The following is a 24,436-nucleotide window of genomic DNA, read 5'->3' as shown; positions in this document are numbered from 1 at the left end:
GGACTGCAGCCACAGGTTGCATCACCTGTGCACATGGAGGACTTGTATCTCAGGGGTGAAGTTGTACGCACTGTTATTACGGTTCGATAGCGAGGAATCAATCATTCCGCCATGGATCGACCGTTTCGGGCCACCGGCCGCGGGCCGGCCGTACCGCGGGTCGGTCGCCCGCGGGTCGGTCGTCCCGCGGGTCAGTCGTCCCGCGGGTCCTCGCGACGCCGCTTGCCGTCCAGCTCGTCCCACCACTCGTCGGACTTCGGGTCCCCGGAGGGGTCGTCCCACCAGCGGTCGTCCGGGCCGCGCCGGTTCGCCGCCATCGCCGCGACCGGCGGGATCAGCATGGCGACCACGCACAGCGCCACGGCCGCCGGCACCGAGAGGAGGCGCACCCACGACCAGGCCGAGACGAAGAGGAACAGGCACCCGCCCATGAGCAGGAAATAGCCGCGCCGACGCCGGGCGTACATGTCCCCAGGATAGAACCGGATCCGGGCGGCGCGAAGGCCGCGGACGGCGCGAAGGGCCGCACCCCGTTCCAGTGGCGTCCAACCCCCGGGGGTGCGGCCCTTCGGCCGGTCATGCGGCGCGCTCGGCGCGCGCCGTGCGCGGTGTATCAGACCGCGATGGCCACGTCCGTCACGCCACCGGTCTCGGCGACGACGACCGTGCGGTCCGCCTTGGCGCCCGGGACCAGCGCCCGCAGGGTCCAGGTGCCTTCGGCGGCGTAGAAGCGGAACTGGCCGGTCGCCGAGGTCGGGACCTCGGCCGTGAACTCACCGGTCGAGTCCAGCAGGCGGACGTAGCCGGACACCGGCTCGCCGCCCTGGGTGATCTGGCCCTGGATGGCCGTCTCGCCCGGCTTGAGCGTGTCGAGGGAGGGCCCGCCGATCTGTGCTCCACACATGTTCTCTGTCCTGTCCTAGAGAGGTAGTACGCGCGTCCTGCTACAGGCCGTACGGGATTACTTGTTGGCGCCCAGCTCGATCGGCACGCCGACCAGCGAGCCGTACTCGGTCCAGGAGCCGTCGTAGTTCTTGACGTTCTCCTGGCCCAGCAGCTCGTGCAGCACGAACCAGGTGAGCGCGGAGCGCTCACCGATGCGGCAGTACGCGATGGTGTCCTTCGCCAGGTCGACCTGCTCGGCCTCGTAGAGGGCCGTCAGCTCTTCGTCCGACTTGAAGGTGCCGTCGTCGTTGGCGTTCTTCGACCACGGGATGTTGCGGGCGCTCGGCACGTGGCCGGGGCGCTGCGACTGCTCCTGCGGGAGGTGCGCCGGGGCGAGCAGCTTGCCGCTGAACTCGTCGGGCGAGCGCACGTCGACCAGGTTCTTCGCACCGATCGCGGCCACGACGTCGTCGCGGAAGGCGCGGATGGAGGAGTCCTGGGCCTTGGCCTTGTACGCGGTGGCCGGACGCTGCGGGACGTCGGAGCCGTCGACCAGGTCGCGGGAGTCCAGCTCCCACTTCTTGCGGCCGCCGTCGAGCAGGCGGACGTCCTGGTGGCCGTAGAGCTTGAAGTACCAGTAGGCGTAGGACGCGAACCAGTTGTTGTTGCCGCCGTAGAGGACGACCGTGTCGCCGTTGGCGATGCCCTTGGCCGAGAGGAGCTTCTCGAAGCCCTCCTGGTCCACGAAGTCGCGGCGCACCGGGTCCTGGAGGTCGCGCTGCCAGTCGATGCGGACGGCGTTCGTGATGTGGTTCTTGTCGTAGGCGGACGTGTCCTCGTCCACCTCGACGACGACGACGTTCGCGTCGTTCAGGTGGGCCTCGACCCAGTCGGCGTCTACGAGGACGTCGCTGCGGCTCATGGTGTTCTCCTCCGGGGCAGTGTGCGGCGGGGCGGTGCGGGTACTGCGGGCTGCTGCGGTGGCGCTGCTCCGGCCGGTTCGATGACCGTTCGGCGTGCACCCGGGTGCGCTCGGAACGTCCCGCGCGGGGAGGCGAGGGGGCGGGAGGCGGTGGGGTCACGCTCGGGAGGCCGTCGCGCGGCCGAAAGGGGAGCGGGTCGCTCAGAAAGGGCGACAGAGCATGGCGGCGACGCGACACAGGTCTACTGCCCGTCGCTTCGTGAGGTCCGCCTGCTGATGCTTCATAGCCATGGATCGTAGGGACGAATCGGCCGCCCTGTCACCGGCGTGTCATATTTCGAGACAGGATCGTCCGCATAGTGGGATCCGTGTCCCCCGCAGCCCCTCGGGGAGGGGCCCGGAACCCCCTCGGAGCAGCCCGGAAGGCCCGATCCGCCTAAGGATCGGACCTTCCCGTCTCACGATCCGGCCAACACCACGTTCGAACCGTCCACCGTGAGGTGCACACCGCTCTCGTCGGAGGTCAGCGCGGACAGTTTCAGCCCCGCCGGCAGACCGCCGTCGAGCCGCCGGTCGAAGTCGGTCCGCTTGCGCACGAGGGTCTCGACCCCGGGGAGGCCCTCGCCCGGCACCTCGTCGGCGCGCACCCGCACCGTCGTCCCGTCGACCAGGCTGATCGTGGAGACCACGCTGCGCGTGAAGGACTTGCCCAGCGCCTCGACCGTCGCGGTCACCTTCACCTTGCCCGGGGCGCCGCCGTAGGTCACGGTGACCCCGTTCTGCGAGGCCTCGGTGAGGTCGGCGTACGTGAGCAGCGCGGAGCCGTCGGCGCGCGCCGCCTTGCCGCTGGTGTAGCCGCTGTCCAGCTTCACGTCGTGGAAGCGCGCGTCGAGCTGGGATATCCGGACCTTGCGGCCGTCGGGGCCCGGGGCCTGGACCCCGTGCATCGTCACGTCGACCTGCTCCAGCCGGTAGTCCAGCACCTGGGTCAGGAACGGGAAGCCGTGGATGTCCACGCTGCTCTCCCCGGCGAGGCCGCGCCCCGCCTGGACCTTCTTGGCCAGCTCGTCCTCCGCGTAGCCGACCGCGAGCCGGTCGGCCCCCACGAAGATCCCGCCCAGCAGCACGCCGAGGATCACGATCACCTTCAGGAAACGCACGTTCCACTCCCCCTACTTCTCGGTACGTGCGTTCTAGTTGACCATGCCCGCAATCCGCCGGGCGTCAGCCGACCACCCGCCCGATCAGGTAGACCGCGGGCGCCGCGGCGGCCAGCGGCAGCGCGACGCCGGCCGTCATGTGGACGAACTTGGACGGGTAGTCGTAGGCCGCCACGCGCAGCCCGACCAGCGCGCAGACACCGGCGGCCAGGCCGAGCAGCGCCCCGCCGACACCGACGTCGGTCAGCCCGCCGACCGCGATGCCGGCGCCGGCCGCAGCGGCCAGCGAGACCACCACGGAGGGCGTCGTGGGCAGCGGCAGGGCCCGCGCGAACACGGCCACCGCGACGGCGGCCGCGCCGACGCTGACCGCGGCCGGGTCGGCGGCCAGGTACCCGGCGCAGACGATCGCGAGGGCGGCCGAGGCCACCGAGGCCATCAGCCCGTACATCCGCTCGTCCGGGTCGGCGTGGCTGCGCAGCTGGAGCACCAGCGTCAGCAGCACCCACGCGCCCAGCGTCCCGATGATCGCGCCCGGCCCGTACGGACGCCCCAGCGCGAGCACGGCGACGTCCGCGGCCACGGCTCCGGCGAAGGCCAGGGCGATGCCCTGACGCGCCGGCCACATGCCGTTGAGCCGGAACCAGCCCGCGGCGGTGAGCGCCTGCAGCGCGATGAGCGGGGCCACCAGGGCGAAGCTGCCGCCGAAGGCGGCGGCGGCCAGCAGCAGCCCGAGCACGGCGGTCAGCACGGCCGACTGCGGACCCGGATCGATGATCGGCGAGCGCCCCTCGGCGCGGGCCTGCGCGGGATCCACGACGCGGGTGCTGCCGCCCAGGGTGGGCGGCGAGTACTCCGCGGCGGGACCGGCCGGCGGCGCGGGGGCCGCGGCGGCAGCGGCCGCGGCGTGGGCCGGGGCCGGGGCCGGCTGCTCCTGCGCGTCACCGGGATAGGGCGGCAGGTACGCGGTGCGCTCCGCCGCCGCCTCGACCCCGGCGGCGTGGGCGCCCCGGGACCGGTGCATGCCGGGGTCCACGGACGGCGGCGCGGACTGCGCCCCGTCGCGGAACCAGGCGTCCGGCGCCATCGGCTCGGCGGTGGGCGCCGGGGCCGGGACGTACGGCTGCTGCTGGTGGTGGCCGCCGAGGTGGTCCTCCTCGCGGTAGGGCGGGAGGTACGCCGTCTCCGCGGCCGCGTGGGCCGCGGGCGCCGCCTGATCCTCGCGGTAGGGCGGCAGGTACGCCGTCTCCGCGGCCGCGTGCGCACCGGAGCCGTCCGGCCACGGGACGGCCGGGGCGGCCCCCTGGAGGCCGCTCTGGGCGCCGCCGTGGGACCAGTCCGTCACCGGGGCCGGGTCGGGCGCGCGGTGCTGCCCCAGGCGCTGCTGCTGGGGCTGCTGGTGCTGCGGCTCTTGGTACGACTGCGGCTGCTGGTGCTGGTGGTGCTGCGGCTGCGGCTGGGGCTGCTGCGGCTGCTGCTGGTACGCCTGCTGGGCCGGGTCCGGGTACGAGGGCTGCGCCTCGTCGCGGAACCAGCCCTCCGGAGCCACCGGCTGCTGCGGCTGGCCCCAGGACTGGCCCGGGATGCCTTCCAGCGGCGCGGGGGCCGGGGCGGGCGGCTGAACCGGCTGGTAACTCGTGTCCCAGGTCTCCGACTGCCAGGTCTGGGTCCCGTACGGATCCGCGAAGGGATCCTGCTGCTGCGGCTGCTCGGGCGGCCGCTGCTCGTCCGGCGTGGGCGTGGTCATCGGATCACCCGCCCGCGAACGGCGGCAGCACCTCTACGGTGCCGCCTTCGGTCAGCTCGACGGACTCGTGCGGGCGCAGGCCCACGGGGTGCTCGTCCACCAGGAAGGAGCAGCGCTGCAGCACCCGGCTCAGTTCCCCGGGGTGGCGTTCCCGCACGGCGTCGAGCGCCTCGGCCAGGGTCCGCGCCGAGTACGCCTCCTCCGCCGTCTTGGCCGCGGACTTGGCCGCGGCCCAGTAGCGGATGGTTCCGGTTGCCACTGCAGCTCCTATCGTCGGCTCCGTACCGTCGGGCTCCATGATGGCCCCTACCGGCCCCGACCCCGGCGTGCCTCCGCGCGCCCCGCATGCGCCCGGGTGGCCCGACGGGGGTCCACCGATCCGGTGAAACCGGGCGCAACCTGCGCCGGAAGGTGGCAGGGACCACAGAATCCGGGTCCGTCGAAGCCTCGGCCCGCACGGCGCCGGTGGGCTATTCTGGCTTCGCAGAGGATCCGGGCAACGTAGCCCCCGGGTCCTTTTGTGCTTTCAGCACGTTGAACAGAGCGAGAACAGTGGCGGCCACGGGTCCTCAGGGCGCGGGGAGACGGGGCCGCCGGGACAGTCGTACGAAGCAGTGCCGCATGTCCTCGACGGGACCGAGGAGGAACCGACGTGATGGCCGAGCGAACCGTGCACCACCGGCGAAACCGCCAGACCCCGACGCGGGGGTGGCGACGATGAGTTCACTGCTGTTGCTGACCAACGCCCTGCAGCCGTCCACCGAGGTGCTGCCCGCCCTCGGGCTGCTCCTGCACAGCGTCCGGGTGGCCCCGGCGGAGGGCCCCGCCCTCGTGGACACCCCGGGAGCCGACGTCATCCTCGTCGACGGCCGCCGCGACCTGCCGCAGGTGCGCTCCCTGTGCCAGTTGCTGCGCTCCACCGGACCGGGCTGCCCGCTGATCCTCGTCGTCACCGAGGGCGGCCTCGCGGCCGTCACCGCCGACTGGGGCATCGACGACGTCCTGCTCGACACCGCGGGACCCGCCGAGGTCGAGGCCCGGCTGCGCCTCGCCACCGGCCGCCAGCAGCTCGGCTCCGACGACTCCCCGATGGAGATCCGCAACGGCGACCTGTCGGTCGACGAGGCGACGTACTCCGCCAAGCTCAAGGGCCGGGTCCTCGACCTGACCTTCAAGGAGTTCGAGCTGCTCAAGTACCTCGCGCAGCACCCGGGCCGGGTCTTCACCCGCGCCCAGCTGCTGCAGGAGGTCTGGGGCTACGACTACTTCGGCGGCACCCGGACGGTCGACGTCCACGTCCGGCGCCTGCGGGCCAAGCTCGGCCCCGAGCACGAGTCGCTCATCGGCACCGTCCGCAACGTCGGCTACCGCTTCGTGACCCCGGAGAAGGTCGAGCGGGCGAACGAACGGGCCGCCGAGGAAGCCCGGCAGAAGGCGGTCGCCCAGGCCGCCGCCGGAGTGGTCGCCGAAGCCGACCGGGCCGTCCCCCGGATGGCCGACACCGGCCCGCACACCCGCTCGCCCGGCCGCCCTGCCCACAGCTAGGTCACCCCGCGTAGACTCCACCGCGTGGCCAAGGTGACGCGGGACGATGTGGCACGACTTGCGGGAACGTCTACCGCGGTCGTGAGCTACGTCATCAACAACGGACCCCGGCCGGTCGCCCCGGCCACGCGCGAGCGTGTCCTCGCCGCGATCAAGGAGCTGGGCTACCGCCCGGACCGGGTCGCACAGGCGATGGCCTCGCGGCGCACCGACCTCATAGGCATGATCGTCCCGGACGCCCGGCAGCCGTTCTTCGCGGAGATGGCGCACGCGGTCGAGCAGGCCGCCGCCGAGCGCGGAAAGATGGTCCTGGTCGGCAACTCCGACTACCGGGACGAGCGCGAGGTGCACTACCTGCGCGCGTTCCTGGGCATGCGGGTGTCCGGGCTGATCCTGGTCAGCCAGGGCATGAGCGAGCGCGCCGCCTCCGAGATCGAGGCCTGGGACGCGCGGGTCGTGCTGCTGCACGAGCGCCCCGAGGCGATCGACGACGTCGCCGTCGTCACCGACGACATCGGCGGCGCCCAGCTCGCCACCCGCCACCTGTTGGAGCACGGCCACGAGTACGTCGCCTGCATCGGCGGCGTCGAGAACACCCCGTCCGTCGGCGACCCGGTCGCCGACCACGTCGAGGGCTGGCGGCGCGCCATGCAGGAAGCGGGCCGCTCGGTCGAGGGCAGGCTCTTCGAGGCCCCGTACAACCGCTACGACGCCTACCGGGTCGCCCTGGAGGTCCTCGCCGGACCCCAGCGCCCCCCGGCGATCTTCTGCGCCACCGACGACCAGGCCATCGGGGTGCTGCGGGCCGCCCGCGAGCTGCGCATCGACGTGCCCGAGGAGCTGGCCGTCGCCGGCTTCGACGACGTGAAGGAAGCCGGGCTGACGGACCCGCCGCTGACCACCGTCGCCTCGGACCGCCCGGCGATGGCCCGCGCCGCGGTCGACCTCGTCCTGGACGAGGGGCTGCGCGTCGCGGGCTCGCGGCGCGAGCGGCTCAAGCAGTTCCCCTCGGCCCTGGTGATCCGCCGCTCCTGCGGCTGCCGCTGATCCACCCGCCCGGGGACCAGCTCGTCGGGCTCCCTACGCAGGCCTCGCACCGGGGGCCTTATATCGGGCATACGCGGTTCTGTCGGGCTTCTCAGCGGGGACTCAGGAAGCTCTCATGATCCCGGCCCAGAGTCGTACCCATGACCGACAGCTTCCGCCGCGAAGGCGACCCGCAGGAGAACCGCCCCCACCAGGACGCGCCCTTCGGCGGGGCCTGGCAGCAGGGGCACGACCGATCGGCGCACGACGCCCAGGGCGGCGGCGCCTACCCGCCGCCGCCGCTCCACCCCCCGACCGCGCCGACCGCCCACGCGGCCCCGGCCCCCGGCTGGTTCGAGGCGCACCAGCAGCAGCCCCAGCCCCCGGTGGTCGACGGCTTCCACGGCGCGCCGGCCCCGGCCGGCGGGCACGCCCGCCCCCGGCGCCCCTTCGCCCTGCTCACCGCGGTCGCCCTCGCGGCGGCGATCATCGGCGGCGGCACCTCTGCGGGAATCCAGCAGTACCTCAGCCACCGCTCCGGCGGCGACGGCGCGGTGAACGGCTCCAACGTCTCGCAGTCCAACATCGGCACCGTCTCCGGCGTCGCCGAACAGGTCAGCCCCTCCGTCGTCCGCATCGACACGACGACCGCCGCGGGCCAGGGCACCGGCTCCGGCGTCGTCGTCACCGCCGACGGCGAGATCGTCACGAACAACCACGTCGTCAACGGGGCCACCGAGGTCCAGGTGACGATGAGCGACGGCAAGAAGTACAAGGCCAAGGTCGTCGGCACCGACCCCGACAAGGACCTCGCCCTGATCAAGCTGGAGGGCGCGAGCGGGCTCAAGCCGGCCAAGCTCGGCAACTCCGACAACGTCAAGGTCGGCGACCAGGTCGTCGCGATCGGCTCCCCGGACCGCCTCACCGGCACCGTCACCAGCGGCATCGTCTCGGCCCTGAACCGCGAGGTGAACGTGCCCAAGTCGGAGCAGCAGCAGTCCCCGCAGCGCCAGCAGCAGGGCGGCGGCAGCGGCGGCTGGCCCTTCTCCTACGACGGCCGCCAGTTCAACGGCCAGACCGGCCAGAACACCACCTCGTACAAGGCCATCCAGACGGACGCCTCGCTCAACCCCGGCAACTCCGGCGGCGCGCTCGTCAACATGAACGGCGAGATCGTCGGCATGCCCTCCGCGATCTACTCCCCCTCCAGCGACAGCTCCGGCGCGGGCAGCGTCGGCCTCGGCTTCGCCATCCCGGTCAACACCATCAAGGCCGACCTGGACTCCCTGCGCAAGGGCGGCCCCGGCGGCACGGGTAGCGGCAACAGCGGCAACAGCTCGGGCAGCAACGACGTCGGAAACGGCTTCGGCACCTCCTACTGACCGCGGCCCGCGCCGGGCGCCGTGGCACGCTGGAGACGCCGTCAGACCGAACCGAGACTGGGGAACCCAACGATGAATCCCGCCGAAAGCGAAGCGCGCGTACTCGTCGTGGACGACGAACCGGCCGTCCGCGAGGCCCTGCGCCGCAGCCTCGCCTTCGAGGGATACGGCACCGAGACCGCCGTCGACGGGCTCGACGCCCTGGAGAAGGCCGCCGGGTACGCCCCGGACCTGATCGTCCTGGACATCCAGATGCCCCGGATGGACGGTCTGACGGCCGCCCGGCGGCTGCGCGCCGCCGGATCCGTCACCCCGATCCTGATGCTGACCGCCCGCGACACCGTCGGCGACCGGGTCACCGGCCTCGACGCGGGCGCCGACGACTACCTCGTCAAGCCCTTCGAGCTCGACGAGCTCTTCGCCCGGGTCCGCGCCCTGCTGCGCCGCAGCGCGTACGCCTCCCCCGCGGACCCCTCCGGCGCCGGCGAGGACGTACTGACCTTCGGCGACCTGCGCATGGACCTGGCCACCCGCGAGGTGACCCGGGCCGGGCGCGCCGTCGAGCTGACCCGGACCGAGTTCACCCTGCTGGAGATGTTCCTCGCGCACCCGCGCCAGGTCCTCACCCGCGAGCAGATCCTCAAGGCCGTCTGGGGCTTCGACTTCGAACCCAGCTCCAACTCCCTGGACGTGTACGTGATGTACCTGCGCCGCAAGACCGAAGCGGGCGGCGAGCCGCGCCTCGTGCACACCGTCCGCGGGGTCGGGTACGTCCTGCGCGCCGCCGGCGCCGGTGACGGCGGCGGGCCCGAGTGAGCCCGGCCGCCAGATTCCGCGGCCTGCCGCTGCGTTCGCGGCTGGCCCTGCTCGTCGCCGTCGCCGTGGCCGTGGCCGTGGCGGCGGTCGCCGGCGTGTCCTGGGTGATGGTCCGCAGCCAGCTCACCGACCAACTGAACCGCTCGCTGATGACCACGAACGCCACCGCGCAGGCGGGCCGCAGCCTGCGTGAGGGTTGCCCGGTCCAGCAGTCGCGGCCCGAGCAGGAGATCGCCGGGAATCTGAACGCGACCGTGCAGCTCATCGATGCCAACGGCCGCCATTGTTGGGTCAGCGGCCGGACCACCCTGCCGGTCACCGCGACCGACCGGTCGGTCGCGGCGGGCGAGCGGACCACCGCCCTGCACGACGTGACCACCACCGACGGCATCGAGATGCGCGTCTACACGATCGGCGTGACCAGCCAGCCCAGCGGCCAGATCTTCGCGATCTCCATCGCCAAGCCGCTCTCCGACATCGACAAGCCGCTCTCCACCCTCGCCTGGGTGCTGCTGCTCGTCGCCGGCGTCGGCGTGGTCGGCGCCGGCGCGGCCGGCCTGTGGGTGGCCCGTACCGGACTGCGGCCCGTCGACGAACTCACCGGCGCCGTCGAGCACATCGCGCGCACCGAGGACCTCACCGTCCGCATCCCCGACAGCGGCGACGACGAGATCGCCCGGCTCTCGCGCTCCTTCAACTCGATGACCAGCGCCCTGGCCTCCTCCCGGGACCGCCAGGCCCAACTGATCGCGGACGCGGGCCACGAGCTGCGCACGCCGCTCACCTCGCTCCGTACGAACATCGAGCTGCTCGCCCGCAGCGAGGACATCGGCCGGCCCATCCCGCCGCAGGACCGCAAGGAGCTGCTCGCCTCGGTCAAGGCCCAGATGACCGAGCTGGCCTCCCTCATCGGCGACCTCCAGGAGCTGTCCCGGCCGGACGCCGCGGCCCCCGGCCCGCTCCAGGTCGTCGCCCTGCACGAGATCGCGGGCAGCGCGCTGTCGCGCGCCCGGCTGCGCGGCCCCGAGCTGACCTTCACCGCCGATCTGCGGCCCTGGTACGTCCGCGGCGAGGCGCCCGCCCTGGAGCGGGCCCTGGTCAACATCCTGGACAACGCGGTGAAGTTCAGCCCGTCCGGCGGCGCGGTCGAGGTCGCGCTGCGGTCGGGCGTCCTGACCGTGCGGGACCACGGGCCGGGCATCCCCGCCGAGGATCTGCCGCACGTCTTCGACCGGTTCTGGCGCTCCCCCTCCGCCCGCGCGCTGCCCGGCAGCGGGCTGGGCCTGTCCATCGTGGCACGCACGGTCCAGCGCACGGGCGGCACCGCCGAGCTGCGGGCGGCGCCCGACGGCGGGCCGGGCGCCGAGGCGGTGCTGCGCTTCCCGGGCGCCCCGACCCCGCCGCCGCGGCTGCCCGCGGACGACGAGGACCCGTACGGCCCGTACCGCTCGGACCGCACGGACGGATCGGGCGGATCAGGCGGGGTTGTGGCGGATCAGTGAGGCGACCAGGCCGGAGCGGGTGTTCGGGAAGTCCATCGGGACGATTCCCAGCCCGGTCCGGCCGGCCAGCTCCCCGCCGTCCACGAAGGAGTGCACCTGCGGGTTGAGCCGGTCGGAGTTCCAGCGCGGCGGCAGGGCCGCGGCGGTGCTCGTGTAGTTCATGAAGAACTTGCCGGGCTGCGCGACGGAGCGGCGGAACTGGGCCTCGATCTTGGTGCGCTTGCCGAAGGGCTCGGCCATGTAGTCGTCCTGGATGTCGAAGACCGAACCGTCGCCGTAGCGCAGGCCCGGCAGCCCACCGTTGTCGGCGAGCAGGACCACCTTGCCGCGGGCCTGGCCGAGCGAGCCCGGCAGCGCGTCGGCGATCCGGAACAGCGGGCGCCAGCCGCGGTGGTCGAGGTAGTCGTCGAAGACGGCCCGGAAGGTCGCGTCGCTCTCCTCGGAGTACTCCTGCTTGACCCGCATCAGCACGGTCTCGCTCGGGTGCGCGGCCAGGAAGTTCCAGCAGGCCACCAGGACGTCGCCGAACATCAGGTTCTGGAAGTACGCGGCGTGGTGGATGGCGAAGGAGCCCCCGGTGACCCGGCAGCGCACGTCGAGGAAGCGGATCCCGGAGTCGAGCTGCTCGGCTATCGAGGTGTTCTGGCAGGCCACGTACAGCCCGCCCTGGCGGGCACCGGAGTCGTGGGTGCCGGGGAGCGTCATCCGCTGGAGCGGGGTGGAGTCGGGGACCCCGGCCATCCAGTCCTGCGTGCCGAGCGCCTTCGCCCCCGCCGGGACCGCCGAGGCGGCGAGTCCGGCCGCCGCCGCGCCCACGGCCACCGCCCCGGCCAGGAAGCCCCGTCGGCCCATTCCCCGTACGTCGCCCGTGCCCCGTACGTCGCCCATGCTCATGCCCGCCCCTTCGCCGACCCAGTGGTGGCCCGGATTATGGCCCGCGGAGCCGCGCATTACTACCCACGGGTAGGGGGCAAAGGCAGCCCGCGGGGGCTCCACACGCGCAGAAGGGGCGGCGGGCCAACGGCCCACCGCCCCTCACGAGTTGACCACCCGACTACTGGACGACCGTGATCCGGTCGGCCACCGGCGGAGCCAGCGGAGCGGCCTGCGAGGAGTGCTTCGCCAGGTAGGCGTTGAAGCAGTCCAGGTCGGAGGCGCCCACCAGCTTGTTCTTGTGCTCCTTCAGGACGGTGAAGCCGTCACCGCCGCCCGCGAGGAACTCGTTCATCGCGACCCGGTAGGTCGTGGCCGGGTCGATGGCCACGCCGTTCAGCTTCACCGAGTCCACGACGATGCGGTCGGCGCCGGCCTTCGTCGTGTCGAGGGTGTAGGTCAGGCCCTTGGAGATCTGCAGGATCTTCGGGTTCGGCCCGTTCACCGGGCCGCTGACCTGCTGCTGGAGCGCGGTGACGAGCTGCGCGCCGGTCAGGTCCACGACGTTCATCATGTTGGTGAACGGCTGCACCGTGTACGACTCGGCGTAGGTCACCACGCCGTCGCCCTCGGCGCCCGCGGCCTTGTAGGCCAGGTCGGCACGGATGCCGCCCGGGTTCATGATGGCCAGCTGCGCACCGCCCTTGTCGGCCGGCGCCAGCGCCTCCAGCTGCGCGTCGGCGATCACGTCACCGAGCGGCTTCTCGAACTTGTCCGAGCCGCGGCCCGGGATGTCCGCCGAGATGAAGCCCTGCGGACGGTTCGCGATGGGCGCGGCCAGGGCGTTCCAGCGCTGGATCAGCTCGGTCATGTCCGCGGCCTTGGGCTGGTCGCGGGAGACGACCTTGTTGACCGGCTTGGGCGCGCTGAGCGGCGTACGGACGATGTCCTTGGTCTGCCGGTCGTAGGTCAGCGTGGTGTCCGTGAACACCCGGCCGTAGGAGGCGGCCGAGGTGACCATGCGCGGGTTGCCCGCGGGGTCGGGGATGTTGCACGCGTACGCCTGGTGCGTGTGGCCGGTCACCAGGGCGTCGACCTTCGGGTCCACGTTCTTGGCGATGTCCACGATCGCACCGGAGATGCCGGCGCCCGCGCCCGGGGTGTTGCAGTCGTAGTTGTACGCCCCGTTGGCGGGCAGGCCGCCCTCGTGGATCAGCGCGACGATCGACTTGACGCCCTGCTTGTTCAGCTCGTCGGCGTACTTGTTGATCGTCTCGACCTCGTCACCGAACTTGAGGCCCTTGACCCCGTCGGCGGTCACGACGTCCGGCGTGCCCTCCAGGGTGACGCCGATGAAGCCGATCTTCACGTCCCCCTTCTTCCAGATGAAGGTGGGCGACATCAGCGGACGCTTGGTCTTCTCGTCCGTGACGTTCGCGGCGAGGTACTGGAACTCCGCGCCCGTGTAGCTGCCGCCCATCTCGGCGCAGCCGTCGACCGGGTGGCAGCCGCCGTACTGCATGCGGCGCAGCTCGGTCTTGCCCTCGTCGAACTCGTGGTTGCCCACGCTCGTCACGTTCAGGCCGAGCTTGTTCATCGCCTCGACGGTCGGCTCGTCGTGGAACAGGCCCGACACGAGCGGGCTCGCGCCGATGATGTCACCGGCCGCGGCGGTGACGGAGTACTCGTGCCCCTTGCGGGCCTCGCGCAGGCTGGTGGCGAGGTACTCGACACCGCCCGCCGGTATGGCCTTGGTGCTGCCGTCCGCCTGACGCTCGCTCACGGCGCCGGAAGAGCCCTGCGGGGGCTCCAGCGTGCCGTGGAAGTCGTTGAAGGACAGCATCTGCACGTCGACGGTGCGGCTCGGGCCGGCACCGCCGCCACTGGCGGCCCCGGCCGGGAGGGCGGCGGCGACCATGGCGCCCGCCCCTGCGGTGAGGGCGAGGGCGGCGGAAGTCAACCGGCGGGCTCGGCGGTGCCGTTGTGGCGTCGCTGACATGTAGTCCCCTTTTGGACAGCGATGTGAACTGGGAGGTGAGCCGCAGCCTATGGTCAACGCGCGTAGCACGACAGGGGGTAGCGGGTTGCGAGCCGGTTACGCGCGGGTATATCGCCTGTGGTGTCGCTCACCCGGAACACCGGGCCGGCCCCGGCCCGGTCCCCGGCCCCGGCCCTCGAACCCGGCCGGGAGGGCACGTCAGGACCGGGTCGGGCGGTCGCGGTCGTAGTCTCGTCACATGACTGACGCAGCAGCGGCCCAGGAGCCGGGACGGCAGATTGAGACCCTCGACGAACTGACGGAGGAACAGGCCACCGCCGTCCTCGCGCTGATCGAGGACGCGGCCCGTACGGACGGCACCACCGCGGTGTCCGAGCAGGGGCGGCTCCAGCTGCGCGGCGGCCGCCGCGACGGGATCCGGCACCTGCTGCTCACCGCGGACGGACGGCTGGCCGGATACGCACAATTGGAAGACACCGATCCGGTGGAGGCGCCCGCCGCCGAACTCGTCGTGCACCCCGCGCTGCGCGGCCGCGGCCACGGGCGGGCGCTCGGCCAGGCCCTGCTCGCCGCCTCCGGCAAGCGGATCCGGATGTGGGCCCACGGCGGCCGCTCCGCCGCCCGCCACCTCGCCCAGGTCCTCGGCCTGACCCTCTTCCGCGAGCTGCGCCAGCTGCGCCGCCCGCTCGGCCCGGACGCGGCCCCGCTGCCCGAGCCGACCCTGCCCGCGGGGGTGACCGTACGCACCTTCGTGCCCGGCGCGGACGACGCGGCCTGGCTCGCGGCGAACGCGGCGGCCTTCGCCCACCACCCCGAGCAGGGCTCCCTCGACCAGCGGGACCTCGACGACCGGATCGCGCAGCCCTGGTTCGACCCGAAGGGCTTCTTCCTCGCCGAGCGCGACGGAGCGCTCGTCGGCTTCCACTGGACCAAGGTCCACGCCGAGCAGCAGCTCGGCGAGGTCTACGTGGTCGGCGTCCTGCCCGGCGCCCAGGGCGGCGGCCTCGGCAAGGCGCTCACCGCCGTCGGACTGCGCCATCTGGCGGCATCCGGCCTCCCGACCGCCATGCTCTACGTGGACGCCGACAACCCGGCGGCGCTCGCCGTCTACGAGGGCCTCGGCTTCGTGACCCACGAGGTGGACCTGATGTACCGCACCGAGAGCTGACCGCACCCTCCCGGCCCGGGACCGGGGCGCGCCCCGCGCGCGCCCCGGACTCCGCGCGAACCCGCGTGCACCCGGTATGCACCCACCCGCACCCGCGTGCACCCATGTGGCCCCGTGTACCACCACTGACACGAGCCACACCCTGGATGCCACACGCCATTAACCGGGCATTCAGACACGCTTGCGACTCTCCGCTCATGCAGCCTGGACTTCGACCACTCGCGGACGCTTCCGACGCGCCTGTCCTTCCGCGTGCGCGGAAGAATGGAGTCATGAGCCACAAGCCCGGCGTCAGCCCCACCGAGGTCCCCGTCCAGCACTCCCAGGCCGAGCGGCACGCGCGCCTGGGATCCATAGCCGCGCACCGCCCGCACGTGGACCTCGAACCGGACCTCGACGCGGATCTCGACGCCTACGAGCTCAAGGACGACGGCGAGCTGCCCGCCGGGCGCTTCCTCGACCGCGAGCGCAGCTGGCTCGCCTTCAACGAACGGGTGCTGGAGCTCGCCGAGGACCCGGCGACCCCGCTCCTGGAACGCGCCAACTTCCTCGCCATCTTCGCGAGCAACCTCGACGAGTTCTTCATGGTCCGGGTGGCCGGCCTCAAACGGCGCATCGCCACCGGCGTCGCCACCCGTTCGGCCTCCGGCCTCCAGCCCCGTGAGGTCCTCGACCTCATCTGGACCCGCTCGCGCGAGCTCATGGCCCGCCACGCCGCCTGCTACCAGCAGGACGTCGCCCCCCAGCTGGCCGAAGAGGGCATCCACCTCATCCGCTGGAGCGACCTCACCGAGAAGGAGCAGGCGCGCCTCTTCACCCTGTTCCGCAACCAGATCTTCCCGGTGCTGACCCCACTGGCCGTGGACCCCGCGCACCCCTTCCCGTACATCTCCGGGCTCTCGCTCAACCTCGCCGTGGTCGTCCGCAACCCCGTCAGCGGCCACCGCCACTTCGCCCGCGTCAAGGTGCCGCCGCTGCTGTCCCGCTTCCTGGAGGCTTCCCCGCAGCGCTACGTCCCGTTGGAGGACGTCATCGCCGCGCACCTGGAGGAGCTGTTCCCCGGCATGGAGGTGCTGGCGCAGCACATGTTCCGGGTGACCCGCAACGAGGACCTGGAAGTGGAGGAGGACGACGCCGAGAACCTGCTCCAGGCCCTGGAGAAGGAGCTCATGCGGCGCCGCTTCGGCCCGCCCGTGCGCCTGGAGGTCGAGGAGTCCATCGACGCGGGCGTACTGGACCTGCTCGTCCAGGAGCTGAAGATCTCCGCGGCCGAGGTGTACCCGCTGCCCGGCCCGCTCGACCTGACCGGGCTCTTCGGCGTGGCCTCGCTGGACCGGCCCGAGCTGAAGTACCCCAAGTTCATCGCCGGCACCCACCGCGACCTCGCCGAGGTCGAATCGGCCTCCGCCCCGGACATCTTCGCGGCCCTGCGCGAACGCGACGTGCTCCTGCACCACCCGTACGACTCCTTCTCCACCTCGGTGCAGGCCTTCCTGGAACAGGCCGCCAGCGACCCGGACGTCCTCGCGATCAAGCAGACGCTCTACCGGACCTCCGGCGACTCGCCGATCGTCGACGCCCTCATAGACGCCGCCGAATCCGGCAAGCAGGTCCTGGTGCTCGTCGAGATCAAGGCCCGCTTCGACGAGCAGGCCAACATCAAGTGGGCGCGCAAGCTGGAGGAGTCCGGCTGCCACGTCGTCTACGGCCTGGTCGGCCTCAAGACGCACAGCAAGCTCTCGCTCGTGGTCCGCCAGGAGGGCGAGACGCTGCGCCGCTACGCGCACGTCGGCACCGGCAACTACCACCCCAAGACCGCCCGGCTCTACGAGGACCTCGGCCTGCTCACCGCCGACCCGCAGGTCGGCGCGGACCTCTCCGACCTCTTCAACCGGCTCTCCGGCTACTCGCGCCGCGAGACCTACCGCCGCCTGCTGACCGCGCCCAAGTCGCTGCGCGACGGCCTGGTCTCCCGGATCGACAAGGAGACCGCCCACCAGAAGGCGGGCCGCCCGGCGTACGTACGGCTCAAGCTCAACTCGATCGTCGACGAGGCCCTGATCGACTCGCTCTACCGGGCCTCGCAGGCGGGCGTACCCGTGGACATCTGGGTGCGCGGCATCTGCGCGGTGCGCCCCGGCGTCACCGGGCTCTCGGAGAACATCCGGGTCCGCTCGATCCTCGGCCGCTTCCTGGAACACTCCCGGGTCTTCGCCTTCGCCAACGGCGGCGAGCCCGAGGTGTGGATCGGCAGCGCCGACATGATGCACCGCAACCTCGACCGCCGCATCGAGGCCCTGGTCAGGGTCATCGACCCGGCCCACCGCGCGTCCCTGGACCGGCTGCTGGAGACGGGCATGTCCGATGCCACCTCCTCCTGGCACCTGGGCCCGGACGGGGAGTGGACCCGACACAGCACGGATGCCGAGGGGCAGCCGCTGCGGCACGTACAGGAGATGCTCATAGACGCCCGGAGGCGCCGGCGTGGCTCAGCGAAACCATGACCTGACAGCGGGCGCGGAGACGGCGGGCGACGTGCTCGGCGCCTACCTGCGCTCCCAGGCCACCGCCTTCCTGCGCGGGCTGCGCCTGCACGAGGAGAGCGGCGCCGACGCGGACGGGGGGAGCGAGGCGGCACGCGGCCTGCGGGGGGCCTCGCGGCGCATCGGGGGGTCCCTGGCCACCTTCCGGACGGTCACCGAATCCGCCTGGGCGGACGGCCTGCGCACCGAGCTGGTGTGGCTGTCCTCGACCCTGGCCGACGAGCACGCCCACGGGGCCCGGCTGACCCGGCTGCGGGACGCGCTGCACCGGCTCTCGGGGGTGCCCGAGGTGCCCGCGCCGCGCGGCGCGGCCGGGGCGGGCGCCCTCACCGTGGGCTCGGCCCGCGCGGCCGCCCTGCTGGAACGCCAGCTCACCCTGGCCCGTACGAGGGCCCACTCGGCGACCCTCCAGGCCCTCGGGTCCTCCCGCTTCCACGCGGTGGCCGACGCCGTGGCCGTGCTCGCCTCCGAGGTCCCGCTGAACGCGGTGGCCGCGCGGGGCCACGTGGCCGACGTCCTGGTCCCGCTGGCCTCACTGGCCGAGTCCCGACTCACCGCGGCGGTGACCGCGCTCCCCCTGACCCGGGCCGCCCGGCCGTACAACGCCGACGCGCTCATCGACGACTCCCACCAGGACGCGCCCTGGCACGAGGTGCGCCGCCTGCTGCGCGTGCACCGCTACGCGCGGGAAGCGCTCGGCGAGGACGTCACCCGCCTGGCCGCGGCGTGCGAGGCCCTGGACCGCCACCGCGACGCGGCCGAGGCCGCGGCCGCCTCCGCCACGGCGGCCCGCACCCCCCGCATCGCCCCGGCCACGGCCTACGCCCTCGGCGTCCTGCACGCCGACCAACGCCACGAAGTAGAAGCCTCCCGCTTCACCTTCCACCACCTATGGCTCCCCACCCCGGTCTGACCCCCCCGCCCCCGGCCCCCGGCCGGGGGCGCCCCCGTTCCCCCCCCCCCCCCCCCCCCCCCCCCCCCCCCCCCCCCCCGCGCGCGCCCCCCCCCGGGGGGGGGGGGGGGGGCGGGGGGGGGGGGGCGCGGCGCCCCCCCCCCCCCGGGCCCCGCACACTGGGGGACGCCGAACACGCCCCCCCCCCCCCCCCCCCCCCGGGGGGGCCCCCCCCCCCCCCCCCCCCCCCCGCGGGGTTGGGCGCCCCCCCCGGAGGGCAAACACACCCGCACCCACCCACCCCCCACCCCCCGGGAACGACCGGCGATATCCAGCCACCCCGCCCACCGCCACCGCACCCCACCCCCGACACCCACCCCCACCCCCCCACAAAACCGTCACGGCACAATAACGGCAAGGTAACGGCCCGATACCCCCCGGCGACGCCCTCCCATTCCGCACCATGCCGTCCGCCACGGTTCACCGTCCGTTCACCCACCCCCGTCGGCCGCTTCACCTGATCTGCCTAATTTCGGAACCACACGGTGCGAGCCGCACGCCACTCGGCACGGCTCCCCGCGCAACCGACGTAGTCCTCTTCGCACGCCGCCCCGATACAGAAAGCGGCCGGCGGCTTCTGGAAGGAACACCCGAAAGTGAAGCTTCAGCGCAACAACCGGCTTCGTGCCTCCGTGCTCGGCGCGCTCGTCGTGTCCGGTGCCCTGGTCCTCACGGCGTGCGGCTCGGACGACAACACCACCAAGGACAACGCCACCGGCAGCACGAAGCCGTCCGCCCCCGCCGCGGGCGACGTGAAGTGCGACGGGGCCAAGGGCCAGCTGCTCGCCTCCGGCTCCTCCGCCCAGAAGAACGCGGTCGACCAGTGGGTCAAGAACTACATGGCCGCCTGCTCGGGCGTCGAGGTCAACTACAAGGCCAGCTCCTCCGGTGAAGGCGTCGTCTCCTTCAACAAGGGCACCGTCGGTTTCGCCGGCTCCGACTCGGCGCTCAAGCCCGAGCAGGTCGAGGAGTCGAAGAAGATCTGCACCGGCGGCCAGGGCATCAACCTGCCGATGGCCGGCGGCCCGATCGCGATCGGCTTCAACGTCGCGGGCGTCGACAAGCTGACGCTGGACGCCCCCACCCTCTCCGCGATCTTCAACGACAAGATCAAGAAGTGGGACGACGAGGCGATCAAGAAGCTGAACCCCGGCGTCACCCTCCCCGGTACCGCCATCCAGGCCTTCCACCGGTCCGACGACTCGGGCACCACCGAGAACCTCACCAAGTACCTCAAGGCCACCGCGCCCGACGCCTGGACCTACGAGGCCGCGAAGAAGTGGCCGGCGCCCGGTGGCCAGGCCGCCGGTAGCTCCGCCGACGTCGCCGCCCAGGTGAAGGCCGCCGACGGCGCCATCGGTTACTTCGAGCTCTCCTACGCCTCGTCGCAGAAGATCAAGACGGTCGACATCAACACCGGCGCCGGCGCCCCGGTCGCGGCCACCGGCGAGAACGCCTCCAAGGCCATCGCCGCCGCCAAGGTCGTCGGCACCGGCTCCGACCTCGCGCTGAAGCTGGACTACACCACCAAGGCCGAGGGCGCCTACCCGATCGTCCTGGTGACCTACGAGGTCGTCTGCGACAAGGGCAACAAGGCCGAGACCCTCGGCACCGTGAAGTCCTTCCTGAACTACACCGCGTCCGACGCGGGCCAGAAGGCGCTCTCCGAGATCGGTTACGCCCCGATCCCGGCCGAGATCAACGCCAAGGTCCGCGCCGTCATCGCGACCCTCTCCTGATCCTGACCCCCGGGACCACCGGGCCGCTCCTCCCCGTCCGGAGGAGCGGCCCGGCCCCGGGGACCCTCCCCTCCACCCAGGGGAATCCGGTGCACCGCCGCCAGGGGGCCCGCCCCCCACACAGACCGGAAAGACCATGGCTTCCACGACACCCACCCAGACAGACACGGCTCCGCCGGTCTCCCAGAGCGGAAGGTCCGCCGGCCGCGCCGGTGACAAGATCTTCTCGGGGCTCTCCCAGGGCTCCGGCATCCTGCTCCTGGTGATCATGGCGTCGATCGCCGTCTTCCTCAGCTACCGCGCGTCGATCGCCCTCTCGGACAACAAGGGGAACTTCCTCACCACGTTCGACTGGGACCCGTCGGCCACGCCCCCCGTCTTCGGCATAGCCGTCCTGCTCTTCGGCACCGTCGTCAGCTCGATCATCGCGATGGCCATCGCGGTTCCGATCGCCGTCGGCATCGCCCTCTTCATCTCGCACTACGCGCCGCGCAAGCTGGCCGGTCCGCTCTCCTACGTGGTCGACCTGCTGGCCGCCGTGCCGTCGATCATCTACGGCGTCTGGGGCGCGCTCGTGCTGGTCCCCTACCTCGGCGGGCTGAACCTCTGGCTCGACGAGTACTTCGGCTGGACCTACCTCTTCGACAAGACCCAGGTCGGCGTCGCCCGCTCGATCTTCACCGTCGGCATCCTGCTCGCGATCATGATCCTGCCGATCGTGACCAGCGTCAGCCGCGAGGTCTTCCTCCAGGTCCCGCGCATGAACGAGGAGGCCGCCCTGGCCCTCGGCGCGACGCGCTGGGAAGTCATCCGGCTCTCGGTACTGCCCTTCGGCCGCTCCGGCGTCATCTCCGCCTCGATGCTGGGCCTCGGCCGCGCGCTCGGCGAGACGATGGCCGTGGCGACCGTGCTCTCCCCGAGCTTCCTGATCTCCGGCCACCTGCTGGACCCGGGCGGCGGAACCTTCGCGCAGAACATCGCCGCGAAGTTCGGCGAGGCCAATGAATTCGGCCGGGACGCGCTGATCGCCTCCGGGCTGGTGCTGTTCGTCCTGACCCTGCTGGTCAACGGTACGGCGCGGCTGATCATCGCCCGCCGCAAGGACTTCTCGGGGGCGAACGCCTGATGAGCCACGTACTCCAGGACCAGCGGCCCACCCGGGCCCGCAAGTCCGTCGCCCCGGCCAGCCTCACCCGCGGTGGTCTCCCCCGCTGGGCCTCGGCCGCCATCGCACTGGCCTCGGTCGCCCTCGGCTGCGGCATCGGCGCCGCCTTCAGCCTGAGCAGCAGGACCCAGTGGGGTCTGATAGCCGCCCTACTGTTCGTCGTCATCACGTACACGGCCAGCGCGGTCATCGAGAACCGCCGCCAGGCCAAGGACCGGGTCGCGACCTCCGTCGTCTGGGTCTGCTTCCTGCTCGCGGTCGTCCCGCTGGTCTCGCTGCTGTGGACCACGATCGCCCGCGGCATCAAGACCCTCGACATGTACTTCCTGAACCACTCGATGAAGGGCGTGACCAGCTTCGAGCAGGGCGGCGGCGTCTACCACGCGCTGCTCGGCACCATCGAGCAGGTCGGCCTGGCCACCGCGATCTCGGCCCCCATCGGTCTGCTGACCGCGGTCTACCTGGTCGAGTACGGCCGGGGCAGGCTCGCCAAGGTCGTGACCTTCTTCGTCGACGTCATGACGGGCATCCCGTCCATCGTCGCGGGCCTGTTCATCCTGACGACCTGGATCCTGATCCTCGGCTTCGGTCCCTCCGGCTTCGCCGGTGCGCTGGCCCTGTCGATCCTGATGATGCCGGTCGTGGTCCGCTCCACCGAAGAGATGCTCAAGCTCGTCCCGAACGAGCTGCGCGAGGCCGCCCTGGCCCTCGGCGTGCCGAAGTGGCGCATGATCCTCAAGGTGGTCCTCCCGACCGCCATCGGCGGCATCTCCACCGGTGTCATGCTGGCCATCGCCCGCATCGCCGGTGAGACGGCCCCGATCATGCTGCTGGTCTTCGGTTCGCAGCTGATCAACGGCAACCCCTTCGAAGGCGCTCAGTCCTCGCTCCCGCTGTACATCTGGGAGCAGTACCGGGTCGGCAGTGACGCCTCCTACGACCGGGCCTGGGCCGCTGCCCTGGTCCTGATCGCCTTCGTCATGATCCTCAATCTGGTGGCTCGCGGCATCGCCCGCTGGAAGGCCCCGAAGACCGGTCGCTGACGCGACCCCCTGAAAGCGAAGTGACCCCTCATGGCGAAGCGAATCGACGTCAGCGGACTGTCCGCCTTCTACGGCACCCACAAGGCCATCGACGACATCTCGATGACCGTGGAGCCCCGCTCCGTGACCGCCTTCATCGGCCCCTCCGGCTGCGGCAAGTCCACCTTCCTGCGCACCCTGAACCGCATGCACGAGGTCACCCCCGGCGGCCGCGTCGAGGGCAAGGTGCTGCTGGACGACGAGAACCTGTACGGCCCCGGCGTCGACCCGGTCGCGGTCCGCCGCACCGTCGGCATGGTCTTCCAGCGCCCGAACCCCTTCCCCACCATGTCGATCTTCGACAACGTGGCGGCGGGCCTGCGGCTGAACGGCAGCTTCAAGAAGTCCGAGCTGGCCGACATCGTCGAGAAGTCCCTCCAGGGCGCCAACCTCTGGAACGAGGTCAAGGACCGCCTGAACAAGCCCGGCTCCGGCCTCTCCGGCGGCCAGCAGCAGCGTCTGTGCATCGCCCGCGCCATCGCGGTCGAGCCCCAGGTCCTGCTGATGGACGAGCCCTGCTCGGCCCTCGACCCGATATCCACCCTCGCCATCGAGGACCTGGTCGGCGAGCTGAAGGAGCGCTTCACGATCGTCATCGTGACGCACAACATGCAGCAGGCGGCCCGCGTCTCGGACCGCACCGCGTTCTTCAACCTCTCGGCGGTCGGCCAGCCCGGCAAGCTCGTCGAGCTCGACGACACGGACCGGATCTTCTCCAACCCGTCCGTCCAGGCCACCGAGGACTACATCTCGGGCCGCTTCGGATAAGCCCCGCGAGGGGCGGGCCCGCCAGGGCCCCCACACACGTCCTGCGGTGCTGCATGGCGGTGCCACCGCAAGGCGAAAGGGCCGGCTCCCCCTGGGTGGGGGGAGCCGGCCCATCTGTCTTTCCGCCCGTCCGTCCGCGCCCCGCGGGGGCGGACGGCGGCCTCAGCCGAAGGCCAGGTGGACGACCCAGAAGCTCAGCGCCGCGACGAGCGCCGCGGCCGGCATCGTGATGAACCAGCCGAGGATGATGTTCTTGGCGACGCCCCAGCGGACCGCGTTCACCCGCTTGGTGGCGCCCACACCCATGATCGCCGAGGTGATCACGTGGGTGGTGGAGATCGGCGCGTGGAAGAGGAACGCCGAGCCGAACATGATCGAGGCACCGGTGGTCTCCGCCGCGAAGCCCTGCGGCGGGTCCAGCTCGATGATCTTGCGGCCGAGCGTGCGCATGATGCGCCAGCCGCCCGCGTACGTACCCAGCGACAGCATCACGGCGCACGCGATCTTGACCCAGATCGGGATCGCGTCGCCCGCGGCCTGCACATCGGCGATGACCAGGGCCATCATCACGATGCCCATGGTCTTCTGCGCGTCCTGCAGACCGTGACCGAGCGCCATGCCCGCCGCCGAGACGGTCTGGGCGATGCGGAAGCCACGCTTGGCCTTGTGCGGGTTGGACCGGCGGAACATCCACAGGATCGCGACCATCACCAGGTAGCCGACGACGAGGCCGACCACCGGGGAGATGAACATCGGGATGACGACCTTGTCGACGACCCCGCTCCAGATGACCTGGGTGCCACCGGCCAGCGCCGCGCCCACCATGCCGCCGAACAGGGCGTGCGAGGAGGAGGACGGCAGCCCGAAGTACCAGGTCACCAGGTTCCACACGATCGCGCCGACCAGCGCGGAGAACAGGATCCACATGCCCCGGTTGCCGTGGGGCGTCTCGATCAGACCCTCACTGACCGTCTTGGCCACCCCGCTGCCCAGGAAGGCACCGGCGAGGTTCATCACCGCGGCCATCGCCAGCGCGGCCCGCGGCGTCAGCGCCCGCGTCGAGACCGAGGTCGCGATCGCGTTCGCCGAGTCGTGGAAGCCGTTGGTGTAGGTGAAGCCGAGCGCGACACCGATGGTCACGATCAGCGCAAAGGTGTCCACG

General features: G+C 72.0%; 22 protein-coding genes. 12 read left to right on the top strand and 10 right to left on the bottom strand.

From position 1 onward, the window contains the following. Positions 1–191: 191 nt before the first annotated feature. From ACIQWR_RS24830 to ACIQWR_RS24800, 7 genes are all read right to left on the bottom strand, one after another. Positions 192–539, bottom strand: a complete 348-nt coding sequence (locus ACIQWR_RS24830) for a DUF3099 domain-containing protein (protein WP_385782361.1) — start codon at positions 537–539, stop codon at positions 192–194. Positions 540–613: 74 nt separating this feature from the next. Then, positions 614–904, bottom strand: a complete 291-nt coding sequence (locus ACIQWR_RS24825; RefSeq protein ID WP_330331710.1) for a DUF1416 domain-containing protein — start codon at positions 902–904, stop codon at positions 614–616. Between the two features lie 57 nt (positions 905–961). Continuing rightward, positions 962–1,807: a sulfurtransferase gene (locus ACIQWR_RS24820; RefSeq protein ID WP_404013387.1), complete on the bottom strand. Its 846-nt coding sequence runs from the start codon at positions 1,805–1,807 to the stop codon at positions 962–964. Positions 1,808–2,008: 201 nt separating this feature from the next. Beyond that, positions 2,009–2,092, bottom strand: a complete 84-nt coding sequence (locus ACIQWR_RS24815) for an Ms5788A family Cys-rich leader peptide (protein ID WP_351046484.1) — start codon at positions 2,090–2,092, stop codon at positions 2,009–2,011. A 173-nt stretch (positions 2,093–2,265) separates the two neighbouring features. Continuing rightward, entirely contained in the window at positions 2,266–2,967 is a 702-nt protein-coding gene (locus ACIQWR_RS24810) for a DUF2993 domain-containing protein (RefSeq protein ID WP_399266550.1), read from the bottom strand. 64 nt (positions 2,968–3,031) lie between these two features. Beyond that, positions 3,032–4,714, bottom strand: a complete 1,683-nt coding sequence (locus ACIQWR_RS24805; RefSeq protein ID WP_404013383.1) for a hypothetical protein — start codon at positions 4,712–4,714, stop codon at positions 3,032–3,034. A gap of 4 nt (positions 4,715–4,718) precedes the next feature. Further along, complete coding sequence (locus ACIQWR_RS24800) at positions 4,719–4,973, bottom strand: MoaD/ThiS family protein (RefSeq protein ID WP_399266548.1); 255 nt, start codon at positions 4,971–4,973, stop codon at positions 4,719–4,721. Between the two features lie 458 nt (positions 4,974–5,431). Between ACIQWR_RS24800 and ACIQWR_RS24795 the strand changes: the two genes are divergently transcribed. From ACIQWR_RS24795 to ACIQWR_RS24775, 5 genes are all read left to right on the top strand, one after another. After that, entirely contained in the window at positions 5,432–6,259 is an 828-nt protein-coding gene (locus ACIQWR_RS24795; protein ID WP_404013380.1) for a response regulator transcription factor, read from the top strand. 24 nt (positions 6,260–6,283) lie between these two features. Continuing rightward, positions 6,284–7,306 (top strand): LacI family DNA-binding transcriptional regulator, encoded by a 1,023-nt coding sequence (locus ACIQWR_RS24790; RefSeq protein ID WP_404013377.1) that lies wholly within the window; start codon positions 6,284–6,286, stop codon positions 7,304–7,306. A 140-nt stretch (positions 7,307–7,446) separates the two neighbouring features. Then, positions 7,447–8,667, top strand: coding sequence for a S1C family serine protease (locus ACIQWR_RS24785; protein WP_404013374.1), 1,221 nt, complete (start codon positions 7,447–7,449; stop codon positions 8,665–8,667). A 72-nt stretch (positions 8,668–8,739) separates the two neighbouring features. Next, positions 8,740–9,483 carry a response regulator transcription factor gene (locus ACIQWR_RS24780; protein WP_404013371.1) on the top strand — a complete coding sequence of 248 codons (744 nt, stop codon included), beginning with the start codon at positions 8,740–8,742 and terminating at the stop codon, positions 9,481–9,483. Next, entirely contained in the window at positions 9,480–10,985 is a 1,506-nt protein-coding gene (locus ACIQWR_RS24775) for a sensor histidine kinase (RefSeq protein ID WP_404013368.1), read from the top strand. Before ACIQWR_RS24780 ends, ACIQWR_RS24775 begins: the two co-directional genes overlap by 4 nt. Here the strand turns inward: ACIQWR_RS24775 and ACIQWR_RS24770 are convergent. Next, on the bottom strand, positions 10,959–11,879 hold the full coding sequence (locus ACIQWR_RS24770; RefSeq protein ID WP_404013365.1) for a phosphatidylinositol-specific phospholipase C: 921 nt from the start codon (positions 11,877–11,879) through the stop codon (positions 10,959–10,961). The genes ACIQWR_RS24775 and ACIQWR_RS24770 overlap by 27 nt on opposite strands. Before the next feature lie 160 nt (positions 11,880–12,039). After that, on the bottom strand, positions 12,040–13,857 hold the full coding sequence (locus ACIQWR_RS24765) for a bifunctional metallophosphatase/5'-nucleotidase (protein WP_404013362.1): 1,818 nt from the start codon (positions 13,855–13,857) through the stop codon (positions 12,040–12,042). Positions 13,858–14,095: 238 nt separating this feature from the next. On the opposite strand from ACIQWR_RS24765, the gene mshD reads away from it, so the two are divergent. From mshD to pstB, 7 genes are all read left to right on the top strand, one after another. Next, positions 14,096–15,025, top strand: coding sequence for a mycothiol synthase (gene mshD / locus ACIQWR_RS24760; RefSeq protein ID WP_404013359.1), 930 nt, complete (start codon positions 14,096–14,098; stop codon positions 15,023–15,025). A gap of 272 nt (positions 15,026–15,297) precedes the next feature. Continuing rightward, entirely contained in the window at positions 15,298–17,529 is a 2,232-nt protein-coding gene (locus ACIQWR_RS24755) for an RNA degradosome polyphosphate kinase (protein WP_404013356.1), read from the top strand. After that, entirely contained in the window at positions 17,510–18,481 is a 972-nt protein-coding gene (locus ACIQWR_RS24750) for a CHAD domain-containing protein (RefSeq protein WP_404013353.1), read from the top strand. The genes ACIQWR_RS24755 and ACIQWR_RS24750 overlap by 20 nt, the downstream gene beginning before the upstream one ends. Positions 18,482–19,116: 635 nt before the next feature. Beyond that, entirely contained in the window at positions 19,117–20,259 is a 1,143-nt protein-coding gene (pstS, locus tag ACIQWR_RS24745) for a phosphate ABC transporter substrate-binding protein PstS (RefSeq protein ID WP_404013351.1), read from the top strand. Positions 20,260–20,395: 136 nt separating this feature from the next. Next, the gene (gene pstC / locus ACIQWR_RS24740) at positions 20,396–21,385 is read left to right on the top strand and encodes a phosphate ABC transporter permease subunit PstC (RefSeq protein ID WP_404013348.1); all 990 of its coding nucleotides are present in this window, start codon (positions 20,396–20,398) and stop codon (positions 21,383–21,385) included. Then, complete coding sequence (gene pstA, locus ACIQWR_RS24735) at positions 21,385–22,467, top strand: phosphate ABC transporter permease PstA (RefSeq protein WP_404013345.1); 1,083 nt, start codon at positions 21,385–21,387, stop codon at positions 22,465–22,467. Before pstC ends, pstA begins: the two co-directional genes overlap by 1 nt. Positions 22,468–22,497: 30 nt before the next feature. After that, a complete protein-coding gene (gene pstB, locus ACIQWR_RS24730; RefSeq protein WP_399269379.1) occupies positions 22,498–23,274 on the top strand; it encodes a phosphate ABC transporter ATP-binding protein PstB in 777 nt (258 codons plus the stop codon). 162 nt (positions 23,275–23,436) lie between these two features. On the opposite strand, the gene ACIQWR_RS24725 is transcribed toward pstB, so the two are convergent. Next, complete coding sequence (locus tag ACIQWR_RS24725) at positions 23,437–24,435, bottom strand: anion permease (protein ID WP_404013342.1); 999 nt, start codon at positions 24,433–24,435, stop codon at positions 23,437–23,439. Position 24,436: the final 1 nt, after the last annotated feature.

It is taken from the genome of Streptomyces sp. NPDC098789, assembly GCF_044759975.1.
Classification (GTDB): domain Bacteria; phylum Actinomycetota; class Actinomycetes; order Streptomycetales; family Streptomycetaceae; genus Streptomyces.
Note: the sequence above shows the minus strand (reverse complement) of the source record. Positions and strands in the feature narration are given on the sequence as shown.

What these genes read in the sequence shown, in the direction of transcription:
- ACIQWR_RS24805 (WP_404013383.1), bottom strand. Translation starts at nt 4,714, where the DNA reads ATGACCACGCCCACGCCGGACGAGCAGCGGCCGCCCGAGCAGCCGCAG.
- pstA (WP_404013345.1), top strand. Translation starts at nt 21,385, where the DNA reads ATGAGCCACGTACTCCAGGACCAGCGGCCCACCCGGGCCCGCAAGTCC.
- mshD (WP_404013359.1), top strand. Translation starts at nt 14,096, where the DNA reads ATGACTGACGCAGCAGCGGCCCAGGAGCCGGGACGGCAGATTGAGACC.
- ACIQWR_RS24815 (WP_351046484.1), bottom strand. Translation starts at nt 2,092, where the DNA reads ATGAAGCATCAGCAGGCGGACCTCACGAAGCGACGGGCAGTAGACCTG.
- pstB (WP_399269379.1), top strand. Translation starts at nt 22,498, where the DNA reads ATGGCGAAGCGAATCGACGTCAGCGGACTGTCCGCCTTCTACGGCACC.
- ACIQWR_RS24795 (WP_404013380.1), top strand. Translation starts at nt 5,432, where the DNA reads ATGAGTTCACTGCTGTTGCTGACCAACGCCCTGCAGCCGTCCACCGAG.
- ACIQWR_RS24820 (WP_404013387.1), bottom strand. Translation starts at nt 1,807, where the DNA reads ATGAGCCGCAGCGACGTCCTCGTAGACGCCGACTGGGTCGAGGCCCAC.
- pstC (WP_404013348.1), top strand. Translation starts at nt 20,396, where the DNA reads ATGGCTTCCACGACACCCACCCAGACAGACACGGCTCCGCCGGTCTCC.
- ACIQWR_RS24780 (WP_404013371.1), top strand. Translation starts at nt 8,740, where the DNA reads ATGAATCCCGCCGAAAGCGAAGCGCGCGTACTCGTCGTGGACGACGAA.
- ACIQWR_RS24770 (WP_404013365.1), bottom strand. Translation starts at nt 11,879, where the DNA reads ATGAGCATGGGCGACGTACGGGGCACGGGCGACGTACGGGGAATGGGC.
- ACIQWR_RS24755 (WP_404013356.1), top strand. Translation starts at nt 15,298, where the DNA reads ATGAGCCACAAGCCCGGCGTCAGCCCCACCGAGGTCCCCGTCCAGCAC.
- ACIQWR_RS24785 (WP_404013374.1), top strand. Translation starts at nt 7,447, where the DNA reads ATGACCGACAGCTTCCGCCGCGAAGGCGACCCGCAGGAGAACCGCCCC.
- ACIQWR_RS24825 (WP_330331710.1), bottom strand. Translation starts at nt 904, where the DNA reads ATGTGTGGAGCACAGATCGGCGGGCCCTCCCTCGACACGCTCAAGCCG.
- ACIQWR_RS24765 (WP_404013362.1), bottom strand. Translation starts at nt 13,857, where the DNA reads ATGTCAGCGACGCCACAACGGCACCGCCGAGCCCGCCGGTTGACTTCC.